General features: G+C 57.3%; 16 protein-coding genes. 10 read left to right on the top strand and 6 right to left on the bottom strand.

Features of this window, described 5'->3' with window-relative positions; translation table 11 throughout:
• Positions 1 to 2: 2 nt before the first annotated feature.
• The 4 genes from SP99_RS05295 to fimA form a co-directional block, all read right to left on the bottom strand.
• Positions 3 to 2567, bottom strand: coding sequence for a fimbrial biogenesis usher protein (locus SP99_RS05295; protein WP_045286672.1), 2565 nt, complete (start codon positions 2565 to 2567; stop codon positions 3 to 5).
• A gap of 14 nt (positions 2568 to 2581) precedes the next feature.
• Positions 2582 to 3274 (bottom strand): type 1 fimbria chaperone FimC, encoded by a 693-nt coding sequence (fimC, locus tag SP99_RS05290; RefSeq protein WP_047957923.1) that lies wholly within the window; start codon positions 3272 to 3274, stop codon positions 2582 to 2584.
• A gap of 34 nt (positions 3275 to 3308) precedes the next feature.
• The gene (gene fimI, locus SP99_RS05285; protein ID WP_047957922.1) at positions 3309 to 3854 is read right to left on the bottom strand and encodes a type 1 fimbrial protein subunit FimI; all 546 of its coding nucleotides are present in this window, start codon (positions 3852 to 3854) and stop codon (positions 3309 to 3311) included.
• A 68-nt stretch (positions 3855 to 3922) separates the two neighbouring features.
• Complete coding sequence (fimA, locus tag SP99_RS05280; RefSeq protein WP_025756117.1) at positions 3923 to 4486, bottom strand: type 1 fimbrial major subunit FimA; 564 nt, start codon at positions 4484 to 4486, stop codon at positions 3923 to 3925.
• Between the two features lie 310 nt (positions 4487 to 4796).
• Here fimA and folD point away from each other — a divergent pair, with 310 nt between their 5' ends.
• From folD to SP99_RS05255, 5 genes are all read left to right on the top strand, one after another.
• Complete coding sequence (gene folD / locus SP99_RS05275) at positions 4797 to 5663, top strand: bifunctional methylenetetrahydrofolate dehydrogenase/methenyltetrahydrofolate cyclohydrolase FolD (RefSeq protein ID WP_047957921.1); 867 nt, start codon at positions 4797 to 4799, stop codon at positions 5661 to 5663.
• Position 5664: 1 nt separating this feature from the next.
• On the top strand, positions 5665 to 5877 hold the full coding sequence (gene ybcJ, locus SP99_RS05270) for a ribosome-associated protein YbcJ (RefSeq protein WP_045286674.1): 213 nt from the start codon (positions 5665 to 5667) through the stop codon (positions 5875 to 5877).
• Between the two features lie 229 nt (positions 5878 to 6106).
• Positions 6107 to 7606, top strand: coding sequence for a PTS transporter subunit EIIC (locus SP99_RS05265; RefSeq protein ID WP_025756120.1), 1500 nt, complete (start codon positions 6107 to 6109; stop codon positions 7604 to 7606).
• Between the two features lie 83 nt (positions 7607 to 7689).
• Complete coding sequence (gene malI, locus SP99_RS05260; protein WP_025756121.1) at positions 7690 to 8706, top strand: Mal regulon transcriptional regulator MalI; 1017 nt, start codon at positions 7690 to 7692, stop codon at positions 8704 to 8706.
• A 73-nt stretch (positions 8707 to 8779) separates the two neighbouring features.
• Positions 8780 to 9301, top strand: coding sequence for a metal-dependent hydrolase (locus SP99_RS05255; protein WP_047957920.1), 522 nt, complete (start codon positions 8780 to 8782; stop codon positions 9299 to 9301).
• A gap of 85 nt (positions 9302 to 9386) precedes the next feature.
• Here SP99_RS05255 and cysS read toward each other — a convergent pair whose 3' ends face one another.
• Positions 9387 to 10772 (bottom strand): cysteine--tRNA ligase, encoded by a 1386-nt coding sequence (cysS, locus tag SP99_RS05250; RefSeq protein WP_045286676.1) that lies wholly within the window; start codon positions 10770 to 10772, stop codon positions 9387 to 9389.
• Between the two features lie 174 nt (positions 10773 to 10946).
• Between cysS and ppiB the strand changes: the two genes are divergently transcribed.
• The 5 genes from ppiB (at position 10947) to mnmH (ending at position 15015) form a co-directional block, all read left to right on the top strand.
• Positions 10947 to 11441 carry a peptidylprolyl isomerase B gene (gene ppiB, locus SP99_RS05245; protein WP_025756124.1) on the top strand — a complete coding sequence of 165 codons (495 nt, stop codon included), beginning with the start codon at positions 10947 to 10949 and terminating at the stop codon, positions 11439 to 11441.
• A 3-nt stretch (positions 11442 to 11444) separates the two neighbouring features.
• On the top strand, positions 11445 to 12167 hold the full coding sequence (lpxH, locus tag SP99_RS05240) for a UDP-2,3-diacylglucosamine diphosphatase (protein ID WP_047957919.1): 723 nt from the start codon (positions 11445 to 11447) through the stop codon (positions 12165 to 12167).
• Between the two features lie 119 nt (positions 12168 to 12286).
• Positions 12287 to 12796, top strand: coding sequence for a 5-(carboxyamino)imidazole ribonucleotide mutase (gene purE / locus SP99_RS05235; protein WP_025756126.1), 510 nt, complete (start codon positions 12287 to 12289; stop codon positions 12794 to 12796).
• Positions 12793 to 13860 (top strand): 5-(carboxyamino)imidazole ribonucleotide synthase, encoded by a 1068-nt coding sequence (purK, locus tag SP99_RS05230; protein WP_047957918.1) that lies wholly within the window; start codon positions 12793 to 12795, stop codon positions 13858 to 13860. Before purE ends, purK begins: the two co-directional genes overlap by 4 nt.
• Before the next feature lie 84 nt (positions 13861 to 13944).
• Complete coding sequence (gene mnmH, locus SP99_RS05225) at positions 13945 to 15015, top strand: tRNA 2-selenouridine(34) synthase MnmH (protein ID WP_047957917.1); 1071 nt, start codon at positions 13945 to 13947, stop codon at positions 15013 to 15015.
• A 90-nt stretch (positions 15016 to 15105) separates the two neighbouring features.
• On the opposite strand, the gene SP99_RS05220 is transcribed toward mnmH, so the two are convergent.
• Positions 15106 to 16251 (bottom strand): porin, encoded by a 1146-nt coding sequence (locus SP99_RS05220; protein WP_025756129.1) that lies wholly within the window; start codon positions 16249 to 16251, stop codon positions 15106 to 15108.
• Positions 16252 to 16326 lie beyond the last annotated feature (75 nt).

Raw genomic sequence — 16326 nt, 5'->3', positions numbered from 1 at the left:
CGTTAACGATCACAGCTGGCCCCCGCCATGGTAATGGCCTGGTTCTGACTTTCAGGCGATAAGCGATAGTGAGCGCGACACTGAGACTGCGCCCCGTCGCCCCACTGGATCAGCAGTTCGCCTTCCAGCGGCAGCCCACTCAGGTAAATCTGCCCGTCATCCCCTACCATGCTGGTCACCCCGCTTTGCGTTTCGCGGACCACCGCGCCAAACGGCACGGGCTGGTTGCCGCGCGTCACCGTCAGCAGGGCGCGCACGCCAATGCGGGTATCAAAGCTGGCGCGCACCAGCGCGCCTTTGGTCGGCACCACGCTGCTCACGTTATTTTCGATATCGGTGTTGTTACTCATGGTGTTGGTATCCAGCGCCACGCGGTTATAGCGGTAGACGGTGGCATACGGCATCACCGCATAGCCTCGCCAGTCGGTTTTCACGCCGGTCTGGTTCTCGACGCTGACGCCGGATGCCCCCGGGGCTTTGATCAGCACGTTGGTGTCACCCAGCGGCTGGCTGAAGGTCACGCCGTCAGCATGGCCGACCACCCCGCCGGAGAGCTGCCAGTTGAGATCGTGCTGATCGCGGCTGTAGTTATAGCCCACGCCCAGCGTGCCGTAGGTCGCCTGCCAGTTGGCGCTGGCGCTTCCGCTTGAGCCATTGGTGCTGGTGTGTCCCTGGGTCACGCTGTAGTTCAGGTTGCGATCCTCCAGCAACGTTCCGCTGACCCCGGTTTGCCAGCTCGTGTCGCCATCGCTGTTTCGACTGGCGGATGCCGTGGCGTAGGCCCTGTCGATGGCGCTGTCCCGGCGATAACCCTGACGGGTAAAGAGGCTGAACGGCACAGAGACGTTAAACGAGGCGATCCGGTCGGTACCGTCGATCCCGACGGATTTGTTCCACGACCACGAAACGGAGTAGTTGATCCCCTTCACGCCCCCCGCGTACCCCAGCTGATACCAGAGGTTCGACTCGTCCGTTCCCCAGTAGGTTTGCTCGCTGCCGGAGATATACACCGAGCCGTAATCTCCCAGCGACTGAGAAACATTGAGCTGGAAGCGGCCTTTTTTATTCCACGTCAGGTTGTGGTAACTCTGCACGTCCGGCACATCGTTATCGTCCTGGCTGTCGGCATACTGATAGCCTTCCATTGAGCGCCAGGCGACATCGTCTAGGGTATAAAACCCTTTTGTGGAGTAGCGGTAGCCCAGCAGCTGGAAGTTGGTGCCGAAGCCGTTAAGGGATTTCGCGTAGAGGAAGCGCAGAGACTGCCCCTCATGTTTGCTGTCGTCCGCAAGCTGGCTGCGGGCATGGGTAATATCGAGCGAGACCGCTCCCCAGTCACCGAGGTTTTTACCGGCCCCGATGGCCACCGCGGTATAGCGTGACGCGAGCTGCGTGCCGCCGTAGAGCGTGTAGCCGTTGGCAAGGCCGGTAATCAGGGTGCCCTGGGTGAAGAACGGCGTATCCTGGTCGCTGTTGCCGCTGCGATAATCCCCGGCCACCAGGTCATACTTCCAGCGCCCTTCACGCTGCAGAAGCGGCACGGTGGAGTACGGCACGGTATAGCGCTGCTGGGTGCCGTCTTTCTCTTCGACCGTCACCTCAAGGTCACCGCTTGAGGAGGTCGGGTTGAGATCGCTAATGGCAAATGCGCCCGGCTGCACGTAGCTTTGATAGATCACGTAGCCGTTCTGACGCACCACCACTTTGGCGGGCGTCCGGGCAATCCCGCGCACGGTAGGTGCGTAGCCCTGCAGGCTGTCCGGGTACATGCTGTCAGACGAGAAAAGCCGCCCGCCGCGAAAACCGACGCTGTCAAAAACGTCATTCCCGGTATTGCTGTCGCCCAGCACCAGTTCACTTTTCAGCGGGATAACGGTGCGCTGCGCCCAGGTGCCAATGTTCTGCCACTCGTTGTGGCGCTGCCCGTTAGTCTGCGTGTAGCGCCAGGCGCCATTATTTCGTAAACGCCAGGCGCCGTAGTTCAGGCCGCTCTGCAGGTTCAGGTAGTAGCTGTCGTCTTCGCTTCCCCGGTTGCCCGTGAAGCTGTAGTTCACCAGGGCAGCGGGGATGCCTTCATCCCACTGTTCAGGCGGAATGTAGCCCCGGGCGCTGTTCTGCAACGCCACCTGCGGCAGGCTGACGTTCAGACGCTGCGAGGCAAAGTTAAATACCGTTTCGCTGCCGGGTATGGCCGTGGTCAACGGCACGCAGGTCTCGCCCTGCACCTTAGCCAGCTCGGGAAACGCCGCCACATTCACGCCAAAGCGATCGAGCATCGCGCGCGTAATACACGCCGACAACCCGCCCGCTACCGGCGGCGCGTCCCCGGCCTGCTCAAAACGCACGTCCTGGGTGCCGATAAACTCATCGTTACGCCAGATATCCACGCGATAAACGCCGGGTGCCTGCTGGTGTCCTTGTTCAAAACGCGACAAATCCGCCACGCTGGCGGCGTCGTCGGAGAGGAAGGCCGGGTTGAAGTAACTTTCGCTCCAGCCAGCCTGTGGCCAGAGCGCCGCCATCAGCGCCAGCGCAACCGGGCAGTAACGTCTCTGGTGGTTTTTCATCGCCCTGTCTCTGCTCACAGGTTAACGCTACGCGCCGGTGTGATGGCACCGTAGTCATTCACGCTCTGCCAGGAGAGCGTACCGCCGGCACCGGCTGGCAACACCTGCTGCGCCGCGCTTTTCGGCGCCACCATCAGGTTCTCCAGCGGCTTGCCCCCCAGCTTCAGATTGACCAGGGTGATGTAATACGGTGAAGCGTTGCTGACTTTAAGATGGTTACCCGCACGCTCAAACCGCAGCTGGGAAAGCGCCTCTTCCGGCTGCATCGCCAGGTTGTTCGGGCGTACAAACAGCTTGATGCGCGAGAGGATCGCCAGCTGCAGCACGTTATTGTTTTCCGTTTTCGCTTTGTTCACTGACGGGATCGCCTTCACGTTCATGTAAAAGAGCGATTCGCGGTCGGCAGGCAGCGCAGGTCCGGCATAAATAATACGCAGCGTGTTTTCACTGTCCGGCTCGCTCACAAACAATGGCGGGGTGACGGCAAAGGTTTTTTCTTTTTGCCCGTTTGCATTTTCGATCCACGCGTTAATTAAATAGCGTTCTTGTTTATTGCTGTTGGTGATCGCCAGCGATGTTTGCTTCGCATCGGCCGGGTAAATAACGCGGGTGGCCCCCAGCGCAATACCGCCGGACGCATTCGCGCATGCAGAAACCATCATTAAAATAAACGCTAAAAAAAGTCCTGGTTTAATTCGGGTATTCATCACAACCGTACCTTTAATAATGTGTTCGCAGGTGTCAGGGATAAATCAACGTAAACCAGACATCCGACTGAATTTTGCCTGGCTCGAGGTGTTCGGAAATTGCCCGATAGCGGGCGCTAAAATGGAACGTGAGCTCACGGGTATCGACCGGCAGCCAGCTGACGGCCGGAGCATTAGGGATAATCTGACGCTGCTGATCGTCAAAGAGCGCCAGGCCCACGCCGCTGCTGACAGGTGCCTCACCTGGCCGCGATGTTGCCAGAAAAACCTGCGGATCTTCTGCGGGCGTGACGCCCTGAAACTGAATCCCCACGGTGCGCGAGACATCAACGCTGCAGTCCAGCAGCCGCACGGTAAAGGGCACGTTCACCGTGGAAAAACTGCCCACCCCGGAAAATGAGTTGGTTCGGTACTGCCCCATGTCGATGCGCATATTCTGGCTGTCCGGCGCCACGGCGCAGCCGCCGTTCACCAGCTCACCTCTGAGATGCACTTTGCCCCCGTCGATCACCACGGTATGCGCTGATACCGGGCCAGCCATCGCAAGGGTTAACAGCAGTAGTGTTCCAGTCCTTGTCATCCTTCGTTCCTGGCTTTAGCGTATGACGGGCCTCGTCCGTGAGGCCTGAACATCCCTGTGCGGAGGAATTACTCGTATTTCATTACGAAGGTGGCGTCAGCGTTCGCCTGGCCTGGCTCGGTGGTTGCAGCCGTTGACTTATAACGCGCGGTGAATTTCAGGGTGTTAGTCCCTTCGATCAGGGTCTGCGCGGCAGAGAAGGTGGCACCGTCTGGCGTCAGAACGCTGGATTTGCTGTCGAGGATCTCGATACCTACGCCTTTCGCGGTGTTGTCGTTGCTACCGGAGCTCACGGCCAGCAGGGTTTTGTCAGTTGGGTCGATCTGACCGGTGAACGCAACGGCTGCGGTTTTGGCCACCAGCGGATCGCAGTCGTTCAGTTCGATGCTGAATGGAATATTAGAGGTGGTGTCGCCCACTTTAGTGAATTTCGCGGTACGATACTGACCCAGATTAACGGTCTGCTCGGAAGAATCCGTATTTACTGAACAAGCAGCGTTAACCAGCTCACCTTTAAAATGTACGGTACCGCCATTTACGGAAACCGGGGTAACAGGATCTGCTGCATTTGCGGCACCCGCTACCAGGGCAAACGTGGCAATAACAGTAGAAGCAATGTTGCTGAGTTTCATGTCTATTCCTTTAAAATGTAAATAACCCTTCCCGCGAATAATCGGGAATAAGAAATACGTTCAATTGATGAATTGAAAGCTTATTTCGGAGGAGACAAAGTAGCTCAGGAAGTGTTTTTTAAATATGTCAAAACGCTGCCATTTCGCCAGGTCACATCCTAATTCCGCCTAAGAAATTGACCATCCCTTAAGAAGGGTTTTTACGCCCCACAGATGAAAACTCGTAAAGGGTGACTGACAGCGGCGCTCGCTTCTGACAAAATACAGGCCATCCCCCCTTTCAAACGTTACAGACGGAATCTTCTCTCTGATGGCAGCAAAGATTATTGACGGTAAAACGATTGCGCAGCAGGTGCGCTCTGAGGTCGCGGAAAAAGTGAAGGCGCGTAAAGCGGCCGGAAAGCGCGCCCCCGGGCTGGCCGTTGTGCTGGTTGGTAGCAACCCGGCATCGCAGATTTATGTCGGCAGCAAACGCAAAGCGTGTGAAGAGGTGGGCTTCGTCTCCCGCTCTTACGATTTGCCAGAAACCACCACCGAAGCAGAACTGCTGGAACTGATTGACACCCTGAATGCCGATAAAGAGATCGACGGTATTCTGGTTCAGCTGCCGCTGCCTGCAGGCATCGACAACGTGAAGGTGCTGGAGCGTATCGCGCCGGATAAAGACGTTGACGGTTTCCACCCGTACAACGTCGGCCGTCTGTGCCAGCGCGCGCCGCGTCTGCGTCCGTGCACGCCGCGCGGTATCGTGACGCTGCTGGAGCGTTATAACATCGACACCTACGGTCTGAACGCTGTGGTTATCGGCGCGTCCAACATCGTGGGCCGTCCGATGAGCATGGAGCTGCTGCTGGCCGGCTGCACCACCACCGTGACCCACCGCTTTACCAAAAACCTGCGTCACCACGTCGAGAACGCCGATCTGCTGATCGTCGCCGTCGGTAAGCCGGGCTTTATTCCAGGCGAATGGATTAAAGAGGGGGCGATTGTCGTGGACGTCGGGATTAACCGTCTGGAAAACGGCAAGGTGGTCGGCGACGTGGTGTACGAAGATGCCGCGGCTCGCGCCTCTTACATCACGCCGGTTCCGGGCGGCGTAGGCCCGATGACCGTTGCAACCCTGATTCAGAATACGTTGCAGGCATGCGAAGAATATCACGACGTAGAGGACGCGTAAGATGGCGACTTTTTCATTAGGTAAACATCCGCACGTTGAGCTGTGCGATCTGCTGAAGCTGGAAGGCTGGAGCGAAAGCGGCGCGCAGGCCAAAATCGCCATTGCCGACGGGCTGGTGTTAGTGGACGGCGCGGTGGAAACCCGCAAACGCTGCAAAATTGTCGCGGGCCAGACCGTGAGCTTTGAAGGGCAGAGCGTGACCGTTACGGCCTGAGTCCCCCCTCACCCTGACCCTCTCCCCAAAGGGGAGAGGGGATAAAAATCCCTCAAAACCATCACGGTTATTTATCGATCCACTTCAAATAATCATTATTTCCTCTGCTGAAAAGTGAAAATTCAGTTGCGCGTTTTTCACGCTTTGCCCACGATAAGTAGAACGTTCTACTAAAACGTTCTACTTACAATAACAGCGCCAAAAAAGCGCTACTCGGGGGGACATCAGCATGAGTCTGATATCAGGGTTTGTTAAATCGCTGTCTAAGTTATCGATGATTGGTCGCGCCTTAATGCTGCCAATTTCACTGCTTCCCGCTGCGGGCCTGCTGCTGGCTTTCGGCGATAAGTTTCATCTGCCGCTGATGATGAACGCGGGCGGGGTTATCTTTGATAATCTGCCGATGCTGTTTGCCATTGGCTCTGCCGTGGGTCTGGCATCGGAGTCCGGTATTGCGGCGCTGTCTGCAGCCGTTTCGGTGTTTGTCACCAATATCACCATCAGCACCGTGCTGAGCATCACGCCGGAAATGGCTTCTCAGGGCGGAAAGTATGCCATGGTCGTCGGCATCCCGACGCTGCAGATGGGCGTCTTCGGTGGCCTGATCTGCGGTATTCTCGCCGCCTGGTGCTATAACCGCTTCCACACCATGCAGTTGCCGGAGTTCCTGGGCTTCTTCTCCGGTAAGCGCTTCGTGGCGATTGCAACGGCGTTCCTTTCGTTCCTGATGGGGCTGCTGCTGCCGTACGTCTGGCAGCATATTCAGGCCGGTATCGACGCGCTCTCAGTGGTGGTTAACGGCGATAATCAGGCAGCGTCGACCTTTATCTTCGGTCTGGTGGAACGTGCGCTGATCCCGCTCGGTCTGCACCATATCTGGTACCCGTCTTTCTGGTATTCGTTTGGGGATTACACCACCCAGGCAGGCCAGGTCATCCACGGCGATCAGACCATCTGGTTCAAGATGCTGGAAGAGGGGGTGAAATCCTTCAGCAGCGACACCTACCAGAACGCAGGTAAGTTCATGCAGGGTGAATTCCCGCTGATGCTGTTCGCGCTGCCCGCCGCATGCCTGGCGATGTACCACGAAGCGCACACTAAAAATAAGAAAATCGCGGCCGGTATTCTGTTCTCCGCGGCGCTCACCTGCTTCCTGACGGGGATCACCGAACCGGTTGAGTTTACCTTTATCTTCGTGGCGCCGATCCTGTACGTCTTTAACGCCATCATGGCAGGTCTGGCCTACATGACCATGTATCTGCTGCATGCGCATATCGCCAAGTCGTTCTCCGCGGGCTTTATCGACTACCTGTCATTCGGGATCCTGCCGTCATTTAACGGCTACCAGACTAACTTCCTGAATGCCATTATCATCGGCATTCCAATGGGCCTGATCTATTACTTCACGTTCCGCTTTGTGATCCGCCGTTTCGACGTGAAAACGCCGGGCCGCACTGAGGTCACCGCCAATGCGGATGAGAAGTCAGATTCCGAGCTCGCAACCGAGATCATTACCCTGCTGGGCGGCGCGCATAACATCGACTCTGTCGGCTCCTGTATCACCCGCCTGCGCCTGGAAGTGGCAAAAAGTGAGGCGGTAGACCGGGACGGGTTGAACGGACTCGGCGCACGCGGCGTGGTCTTCGTCGGCGACAACGGTATTCAGGTGATTTTCGGTGCCAGAGCACAGTTTATCGCCCAGACCATGTCCACCATGATCGGCAAATAATAAGATGCCTCAACGACGCGTCTCCTGTACGCTGGGAGACGAGTCGTATCTGGCTGATAATCGGTTAATTTCAGGGAGCGGTTTTGAAGAAAGTCAGCATTATTGATGTCGCCAGGCACGCGGGCGTGTCGGTCTCAACCGTCTCGCTGGTGCTGCGCCAGAAAGGGAAAATCTCAGAGGCAACGATCGAGAAGGTCAACGCTGCCATCAATACGCTGGGCTATGTTCATAACGTCGCCGCAGCCAATCTTCGCGCCAACACCTCCAACCTGATCGGCCTGATCCTCCGTGACTTTAGCGACAGCTTTTCCATCAAGGTGATGGCAAGCATTGTTCAGGAGCTGGAGAAACAGGGGTATATGGTTTTTCTCGGCCAGCCGCTGAACGATCGGGAGCATTTAGAGCGTACCCTGCTCTCCTTTAAGCAACAGGGCGTGGCGGGCGTGATCTATCTCGCGTCCGATACGCGCGCCTCCACCCTGCCGGAGCAGATTCGCCAGTGTCCGCTGCCGCTGGTGGTGGTCTCGCAGTCTCTGCTGGATGAAAAATGTAACCTGGTGATGCGCGATAACCGCCAGGCGGCGAGCCTTGCCGCGCGCTATCTTATCGAACGTGGTCACCGCAACATCGCCTACATTGGCGGGCGTGAAGGCTGTCTTATCCGCGAACAGCGCCTGCTCGGATTTCGCAGCGCGATGATGCAAAACGGACTGGTCTGGCGCGACGAAAGCTCCCCCGCCTGTAGCGATGACACACAGGCCGCGGCCATCGCCACCCGTCAGTTGCTGGAGAAAAACAACACCATCACAGCCCTGCTCTGCCACTCGCCGGATGCGATGATCGGTTCCATCTCCGGTATTCATCAGGTTGGACGTACGGTGGGTAAAGATGTGTTTCTGACGCAGCAGGTCGCGCTGGTCGGTTTCGAAGATATGCTGCACGTTAACCTCACCTCGCCGTCGTTTACCTATGTCTCCTCCGCCAGCGACGAGACCGGGCGTCAGGCTGCAGGGCTTATTATCCGCAAGCTGAAAGAGCCGACGCTGCAAACGCAGCGCATTACCCTCTCCGGGCAACTTATAGCCCGGGAATCGGCGTAAATTCAGAATTTAGCACAGGTCAACTGCCGCAAAATGGCTGCTATAGTTCCATGATTTGCCATGGATAAATACGATGCCTACCGTTATTACTCACGCTGCTGTTCCGCTTTGCCTGGGCTTAGGTCTCGGTACCCGGGTCATTCCTCCCCGCCTGCTGTTTGCCGGAATTGTCCTCGCCATGCTGCCGGATGCCGACGTGCTGGCGTTCAGGTTCGGCGTCGCGTACGGCAACGTTTTCGGGCATCGCGGCTTTACCCATTCTCTGCTGTTTGCCTTTGTGGTGCCGATACTGTGCGTCCTGATCGGCCGACGATGGTTCAGGGCAAGCCTTGTGCGGTGCTGGCTGTTTTTAACCGTGTCATTGCTGTCGCACAGCCTGCTGGACGCCATTACGACAGGCGGGAAAGGCGTCGGCTGGCTGTGGCCATGGTCAGATGAACGCTTCTTTGCGCCGTGGCAGGTGATTAAGGTCGCGCCGTTTGCCCTGTCACGCTATACCACGCCGTACGGGCATCAGGTGATCATCTCTGAGTTGCTGTGGGTGTGGTTGCCGGGGGTGGTGCTGATGGGGGTGTTATGGTGGAAGAGACGGTAAAAAAAGCCGGGTGGCGGCTACGCCTTACCCGGCCTACTGTATGTTGTAGGCCCGGTAAGCGTAAGCGCCACCGGGCATTACGGACTTACTTACGACGCCAGGTGGTCCCCTGCGGGCCGTCTTCCAGAATAATGCCCATTTCGGTCAGACGGTTACGCGCCGCATCTGCTGCCGCCCAGTCTTTCGCCTGACGCGCTTCCAGACGCGCCTTGATCAACGCTTCAATCTCCGCCACTTCGCCGTCATCCGCCTGCGCACCGCTTTGCAGGAACACGTCCGGCTCCTGCTCCAGCAGGCCAAGCACGGAGGAGAGTTTACGCAGGTGAGACGCCAGCGCATTCGCTGCCGCCATGTCTTCTGACTTCAGACGGTTCACTTCGCGCGCCATATCGAACAGCACGGAGTACGCTTCCGGAGTATTGAAGTCGTCGTTCATCACTTCAATAAAGCGTGCTTCGAACGCCTCGCCGCCAGCTGCCGCCACGGATTTGTCAGTCCCGCGCAGCGCGGTGTACAGACGCTCCAGCGCAGAACGCGCCTGCTTGAGGTTCTCTTCGCTGTAGTTCAGCTGGCTGCGATAGTGGCCGGACATCAGGAAGTAACGCACGGTTTCCGCGTCGTAATATTTCAGCACGTCACGCACGGTGAAGAAGTTGCCCAGCGATTTAGACATCTTCTCGCGGTCAACCATCACCATTCCGGAGTGCATCCAGTAGTTCACGTACTCGCCGCCGTGGGCGCAGGTGGACTGCGCGATTTCATTTTCGTGGTGCGGGAACATCAGGTCAGAACCGCCGCCGTGGATGTCGAAGTGTTTGCCCAGCTGTTTGCAGTTCATCGCCGAGCACTCAATGTGCCAACCCGGACGGCCTTCCCCCCATGGGGACGGCCAGCTTGGTTCGCCCTCTTTGGACATCTTCCACAGCACGAAGTCCATCGGGTTACGCTTCACGTCAACCACGTCAACGCGGGCGCCAGCCTGCAGCTGGTCCAGGTCCTGACGGGAAAGCGAACCGTAAGTCGGGTCAGTCGGCACCGAGAACATCACGTCACCATTGTCCGCCACATAGGCGTGACCGCGCGCAATCAGCTTTTCCGTGATCTCGATAATTTCGTGAATATGGTGGGTCGCGCGCGGCTCGCTGTCCGGGCGCTGAATATTTAAGGCGTCGAAGTCTTTGTGCATCTCGGCGATCATACGATCAACCAGCGCGACAAAGCTTTCGCCGTTCTCATTCGCACGCTTAATGATTTTATCGTCGATGTCGGTGATGTTACGCACGTACTTCAGTTTGTACCCGAGAAAACGCAGGTAGCGCGAAACCACATCGAAGGCGACGAAGGTGCGGCCATGGCCAATGTGACAGAGATCGTAAACCGTAATTCCACACACGTACATGCCGACTTCCCCGGCATGGATAGGTTTAAATTCCTCTTTTTGGCGCGTCATTGTATTAAAGATTTTTAACATCGAAGATTCCATGTAAACACGTGTGTGGTTGAAAACCGGCTATTCTACCCGTAATTCAAACCTGAAGCAGCACACAATGCAAGGTGATCGCATCCTGTGGTTATGCTATAACAAGCCCCTATATATGACCCGAACGCGGGTCGACGTACCACAATAACGGAACAGGATGCACAAATGGTTACTTTCCACACTAATCATGGCGATATCGTAATCAAAACCTTTGATGACAAAGCGCCTGAAACAGTTAAAAACTTCCTGGACTACTGCCGCGAAGGTTTCTACAACAACACCATCTTCCACCGTGTGATCAACGGCTTTATGATCCAGGGCGGCGGTTTCGAACCTGGCATGCATCAGAAAGCCACCAAAGAGCCGATCAAAAACGAAGCGAACAATGGCCTGAAAAACACCCGTGGCACGCTGGCGATGGCCCGTACTCAGGCGCCTCACTCTGCGACCGCACAGTTCTTCATCAACGTGGCTGACAACGACTTCCTGAACTTCTCCGGCGAAAGCCTGCAGGGTTGGGGCTACTGCGTCTTCGCAGAAGTGGTTGAAGGGATGGACGTGGTTGACAAGATCAAAGCCGTTTCTACCGGCCGCAGCGGCATGCACCAGGACGTTCCGAAAGAAGACGTTGTGATTACAAGCGTGACCGTCAGCGAGTAATTCGTGGCGACACTCTTTATTGCAGATTTGCATCTGCAAACAGAAGAACCGGCGATCACCGCCGGTTTTCTGCGTTTTTTAGCGGGTGAAGCCCGACATGCGGATGCGTTGTACATCCTCGGCGACCTCTTTGAAGCCTGGATTGGCGACGATGACCCGAACCCGCTACACCGTGAAATGGCGTCGGCCATCAAGGCGCTGGTGGATTCTGGTGTCCCCTGCTACTTCATCCACGGTAACCGTGATTTCCTGCTCGGCAAGCGCTACGCCCGCGAAAGCGGCATGACGCTGCTGCCGGAAGAGCAGGTGCTCAACCTCTATGGCCGCAAGGTGCTGATCATGCACGGCGATACGCTCTGCACCGACGATACAGGCTATCAGGCGTTTCGCGCCAAAGTTCACACCCCGTGGATCCAAACGCTGTTCCTTGCCCTGCCGTTATTCATCCGCAATCGCATCGCCGCGAAAATGCGTGCGGGTAGTAAGGCTGCCAACAGCAGCAAATCCATGACCATCATGGACGTTAACCCGCAGGCGGTGGTGAACGTGATGGAAAAGCACCGCGTCCAGTGGCTGATCCACGGTCATACCCATCGGCCTGACGTGCATTCACTTATTGCCAACGGCGAGCCCGCCCACCGCGTGGTATTAGGCGCGTGGCACAGCGAAGGGTCTATGGTTAAAGTCACCCCGGAAGGTGTGGAGTTGATCGCTTTCCCGTTTTAACCGCTTCTCGTCTTTTTGCCTATTTCTCAGCCACGCAACCGTTTTCCTTGCACGTATAACATGCTATTCTCTGTGCCCTCGAAAGCAGTGTGTTTCGCACCACAGGAGTTTTAAGACGCATGTCTTCCCGCAATAATCCGGCGCGTGTCGCCATCGTGATGGGGTCCAAAAGCGACTGGGCTACCATGCAGTTCGCCGCCGAAATCTTTGACATCCTGAATGTTCCGCACCATGTAGAAGTGGTCTCCGCGCACCGTACACCAGACAAACTGTTCAGCTTCGCCGAAAGCGCCGAAGAGAACGGTTATGAGGTGATCATTGCCGGTGCGGGCGGCGCAGCACATCTGCCAGGAATGATTGCCGCCAAAACCCTGGTGCCGGTACTGGGCGTTCCCGTACAAAGCGCCGCGCTGAGCGGTGTCGACAGCCTCTACTCCATCGTCCAGATGCCGCGTGGTATTCCTGTCGGCACGCTGGCGATTGGCAAAGCGGGTGCCGCCAACGCCGCCCTGCTGGCCGCGCAGATTCTGGCGACGCACGACAGCGCGTTGCATCAGCGTCTGGCGGACTGGCGTAAAGCTCAGACTGATGAGGTGCTCGACAATCCGGACCCGCGGGGTGCGGCATGAAGCAGGTTTGCGTCCTCGGTAACGGTCAGCTAGGCCGTATGCTGCGCCAGGCGGGTGAACCGCTGGGTATTGCCGTCTGGCCCGTCGGGCTGGATGCGGAACCTGAAGCCGTCCCGTTCCACCAGAGCGTGATTACCGCTGAGATCGAACGCTGGCCGGAGACGGCGCTGACCCGCGAGCTGGCGCGTCATAACGCCTTTGTTAACCGCGATGTGTTCCCGATTATTGCCGACCGCCTGACGCAAAAGCAGCTGTTCGACAAGCTCGGCCTGCCGACCGCGCCGTGGCAGCTGCTGTCCGATAAAAGCGAGTGGAATGATGTCTTCGCGATGCTGGGCGAACTGGCGATCGTGAAGCGCCGCGTGGGTGGCTACGATGGCCGCGGCCAGTGGCGTCTGCGCGCGAACGACACCGCCGAGCTGCCGGATGAGTGCTACGGCGAGTGCATCGTTGAACAGGGCATTAACTTCAGCGGTGAAGTGTCGCTGGTTGGCGCGCGCGGGCATGATGGCCGTACGGTCTTTTACCCGCTGACGCATAACCTGCATCAGGACGGTATTCTGCGCACCAGCGTCGCCTTCCCGCACGCCAGTGCTGACCAGCAGGCGCAGGCGGAAGAGATGCTCTCTGCCATCATGCACGAACTCGGTTATGTGGGCGTCATGGCGATGGAGTGTTTTGTCACGCCGTCTGGTCTGCTGATTAACGAACTCGCGCCGCGCGTGCATAACAGCGGCCACTGGACGCAAAACGGTGCCTCCATCAGCCAGTTCGAACTGCATCTGCGCGCCATCACTGACCTGCCGCTGCCGCAGCCGGTGGTAAACAGCCCGTCGGTGATGATCAACCTGATCGGCACCGATCTGAACTATGACTGGCTGAAGCTGCCGCTGGTGCATCTGCACTGGTACGACAAAGAGGTTCGTCCGGGCCGTAAAGTGGGTCACCTGAACCTGAACGACAGCGACGCAGGCCGCCTGAGTGCCAGCCTGGAAGCCCTGATCCCTCTCCTGCCGCCGGAATACGCGAGCGGCATTGTCTGGGCGCAATCAAAGCTCAGGTAAGACATCCCCGCCGGGGAGTTGACCTTCCCCTTCCCCGGCGTACAATTCCCGCCCATTGCTGCTCAGTTTTCTTCTGGAAAAACCATGAACGATGGAACGGACTATCGCGCGATCCTCGCGTCTGATACCCCTTTAATCGACGTTCGCGCGCCGATCGAATTTGCCCAGGGCGCGATGCCTGCCGCCCTTAACCTGCCATTGATGAACGACGACGAACGCGCCGCCGTAGGCACCTGCTATAAACGCCAGGGGCCCGAGGCCGCGCTGGCGCTTGGCCATAGCCTGGTGCATGGCGACACGCGTGAGGCCCGTATCAACGCCTGGCGCGACGCCAGCCTTGCCCATCCTGAGGGCTTTCTCTGCTGCGCGCGCGGTGGCCAGCGCTCACATATCTCGCAGGCCTGGCTGAAAGAGGCGGGTGTCGATTACCCGCTGATCCGCGGCGGCTATAAGGCCCTGCGTCAGACGGCGATTCAGGTGACCCTCGAGCAGTCACAAAAACCGATGGTGCTCATCGGCGGCTGTACCGGAAACGGTAAAACGCTGCTGGTGCAGCAGCACGCGCAGGGAATCGATCTGGAAGGACTGGCGCACCATCGCGGTTCATCCTTTGGCCGCACGCTGACGCCGCAACTTTCCCAGGCAAGCTTCGAAAATTACCTTGCGGTCGAGCTGCTGAAAAAAGACGCTGCGCGCTGGGTGCTGGAAGATGAAGGCAGGATGATTGGCTCTAACCATCTGCCGGAATGCCTGCGCGACCGCATGGCTGAAGCCCCTGTCGTCGTGGTAGAGGACCCGTTCGATATTCGGCTTGAGCGCCTGCGCGAAGAATATTTCGACCATATGTGGGCGGACTTTTCAGCCGCATACGGCGAGGAGGCGGGCTGGAAAGAATACAGTGAATATCTGCACCACGGCCTGTTCGCCATCCGCCGCCGTCTGGGGTTGCAGCGGTACGCTGAGTTCACCGCGCTGTTAGATTCCGCGCTGCTGGAACAGCAACGTACTGGCAGCACTGACGCGCACTTCAGCTGGCTTGTGCCGCTGTTAAAGGACTATTACGACCCGATGTACGGCTATCAGCTGGAGAAAAAGGCGGAGAAGATTGTCTATCGCGGGACGTACGAAGAGATTGCTGAGTGGCTTGATCGCTGAAAAATAAAGCCGGGTGGCGGCTACGCCTTACCCGGCCTACGTGTGCTTTTGTAGCCCCGGTAAGCGCAGCGCCACCGGGGAACAGACGACTCAGAAGTCGTAACGCAGACGCACCAGGTTCATGTCGCCCAGGTTGTCGGTGCTGGAGGTGAACACGTGTTCGTAATCCACGCGGAAACCGTAATCCAGCTGGAAGCTGATACCCACGCCGTTATCGATGCGCTGGTAGTTACGACCGTTCACATACTCAATACGGTCGCCCATGAAGTAAGGCTGGATGGATTTAACCGCATACTGACCGATTGGGAATTTGTACCCTGCGAAGTATTCAATACCCCACGCGTCACCGGCGAAGTAGTCATTCACAGACACTTTTTTGGTGGTCAGGAAGTTCTGATACCAGCCGCCGCCTGCGGAGAAGGTCCAGTTATCCGGCGTCCAGCTCAGCGCGGTACCGAGGATGTTCTGGTCATAGGTTTTGCTGTCGCCGTTGTCCGGGTTACGCATGTCCGCACGAGTATAGTTCCACGCGGCGCCCCAGGTCAGATCGGTGGTCAGGTGGTAATCCAGACCCAGTGAACCGCCGCCTTTACGCTTGTAGCGCAGGCCATTGCCCGGCAGGTATTCGCTGTCTTCAAACAGGTAAGATGCATAGATGTCGGCATCACCCACGGTTTTCTTATATTTCAGCATCTGACGTGAACGATAAGAACCATCGTAGTCGCCGTTGATCCCGTTACCTGGCGCCTGAGCGATCATGTCGTAGTCCCAGATATCGGTTTTCGCACCAACCACATCATAGTAAACGCTGTTCTGTTGACCGAAGGTCAGCGTGCCCCAGGTGTCACTCTTCAGACCGGTGTAAAGCATACGACGCGTGGTGTCGTGCGCACCTTCGGCGTAGTGGTGATCCCAGTTAAACTGCGCGGGAATATTCACACCCAGCTCGTAGTAGCTGATCCAGCTGATGTCATCAAACAGGTAGTAATCAGCCGCGAAACGGAAACGGGTGCCGCCGTCAAAGCCGTTACGCTTGTAGCTGTTTTTACCGTCGTCGCCGGTCATGTTCTGGAACTGAGGACGGATGCTGCCGCCAACGGTAAAGTTCAGGCGGCTCAGCGGGTTACCCGCCTGAGGATCCTGTTTAAGAACGGTGATTTCCGCCTGAGAAGCGAAGGAGGTCAATGCCACTGCCGCGCCGATCGTTACCGCCAGCGCTGATTTTTTTATAGTCATTATTTTTCCTTAATAGACACGCTGCTAAATATTTAGCTAGTGAATATTAACTGGAAATAATCGGGCTGTGTGGTC

It is taken from the genome of Enterobacter sp. BIDMC92, assembly GCF_001030225.1.
GTDB classification, from domain to species: Bacteria; Pseudomonadota; Gammaproteobacteria; order Enterobacterales; family Enterobacteriaceae; genus Enterobacter; species Enterobacter sichuanensis.
The sequence above is the reverse complement of the archived record's forward strand: the minus strand, read 5'-3'. Positions and strand labels throughout refer to the sequence as shown.

Bases quoted from the DNA above. Each gene is read 5' to 3' on its own strand.
- SP99_RS05295 (WP_045286672.1), bottom strand. From the start codon at position 2,567: ATGAAAAACCACCAGAGACGTTACTGCCCGGTTGCGCTGGCGCTGATG.
- fimC (WP_047957923.1), bottom strand. From the start codon at position 3,274: ATGAATACCCGAATTAAACCAGGACTTTTTTTAGCGTTTATTTTAATG.
- fimI (WP_047957922.1), bottom strand. From the start codon at position 3,854: ATGACAAGGACTGGAACACTACTGCTGTTAACCCTTGCGATGGCTGGC.
- fimA (WP_025756117.1), bottom strand. From the start codon at position 4,486: ATGAAACTCAGCAACATTGCTTCTACTGTTATTGCCACGTTTGCCCTG.
- folD (WP_047957921.1), top strand. From the start codon at position 4,797: ATGGCAGCAAAGATTATTGACGGTAAAACGATTGCGCAGCAGGTGCGC.
- ybcJ (WP_045286674.1), top strand. From the start codon at position 5,665: ATGGCGACTTTTTCATTAGGTAAACATCCGCACGTTGAGCTGTGCGAT.
- SP99_RS05265 (WP_025756120.1), top strand. From the start codon at position 6,107: ATGAGTCTGATATCAGGGTTTGTTAAATCGCTGTCTAAGTTATCGATG.
- SP99_RS05255 (WP_047957920.1), top strand. From the start codon at position 8,780: ATGCCTACCGTTATTACTCACGCTGCTGTTCCGCTTTGCCTGGGCTTA.
- cysS (WP_045286676.1), bottom strand. From the start codon at position 10,772: ATGTTAAAAATCTTTAATACAATGACGCGCCAAAAAGAGGAATTTAAA.
- ppiB (WP_025756124.1), top strand. From the start codon at position 10,947: ATGGTTACTTTCCACACTAATCATGGCGATATCGTAATCAAAACCTTT.
- purE (WP_025756126.1), top strand. From the start codon at position 12,287: ATGTCTTCCCGCAATAATCCGGCGCGTGTCGCCATCGTGATGGGGTCC.
- purK (WP_047957918.1), top strand. From the start codon at position 12,793: ATGAAGCAGGTTTGCGTCCTCGGTAACGGTCAGCTAGGCCGTATGCTG.
- mnmH (WP_047957917.1), top strand. From the start codon at position 13,945: ATGAACGATGGAACGGACTATCGCGCGATCCTCGCGTCTGATACCCCT.
- SP99_RS05220 (WP_025756129.1), bottom strand. From the start codon at position 16,251: ATGACTATAAAAAAATCAGCGCTGGCGGTAACGATCGGCGCGGCAGTG.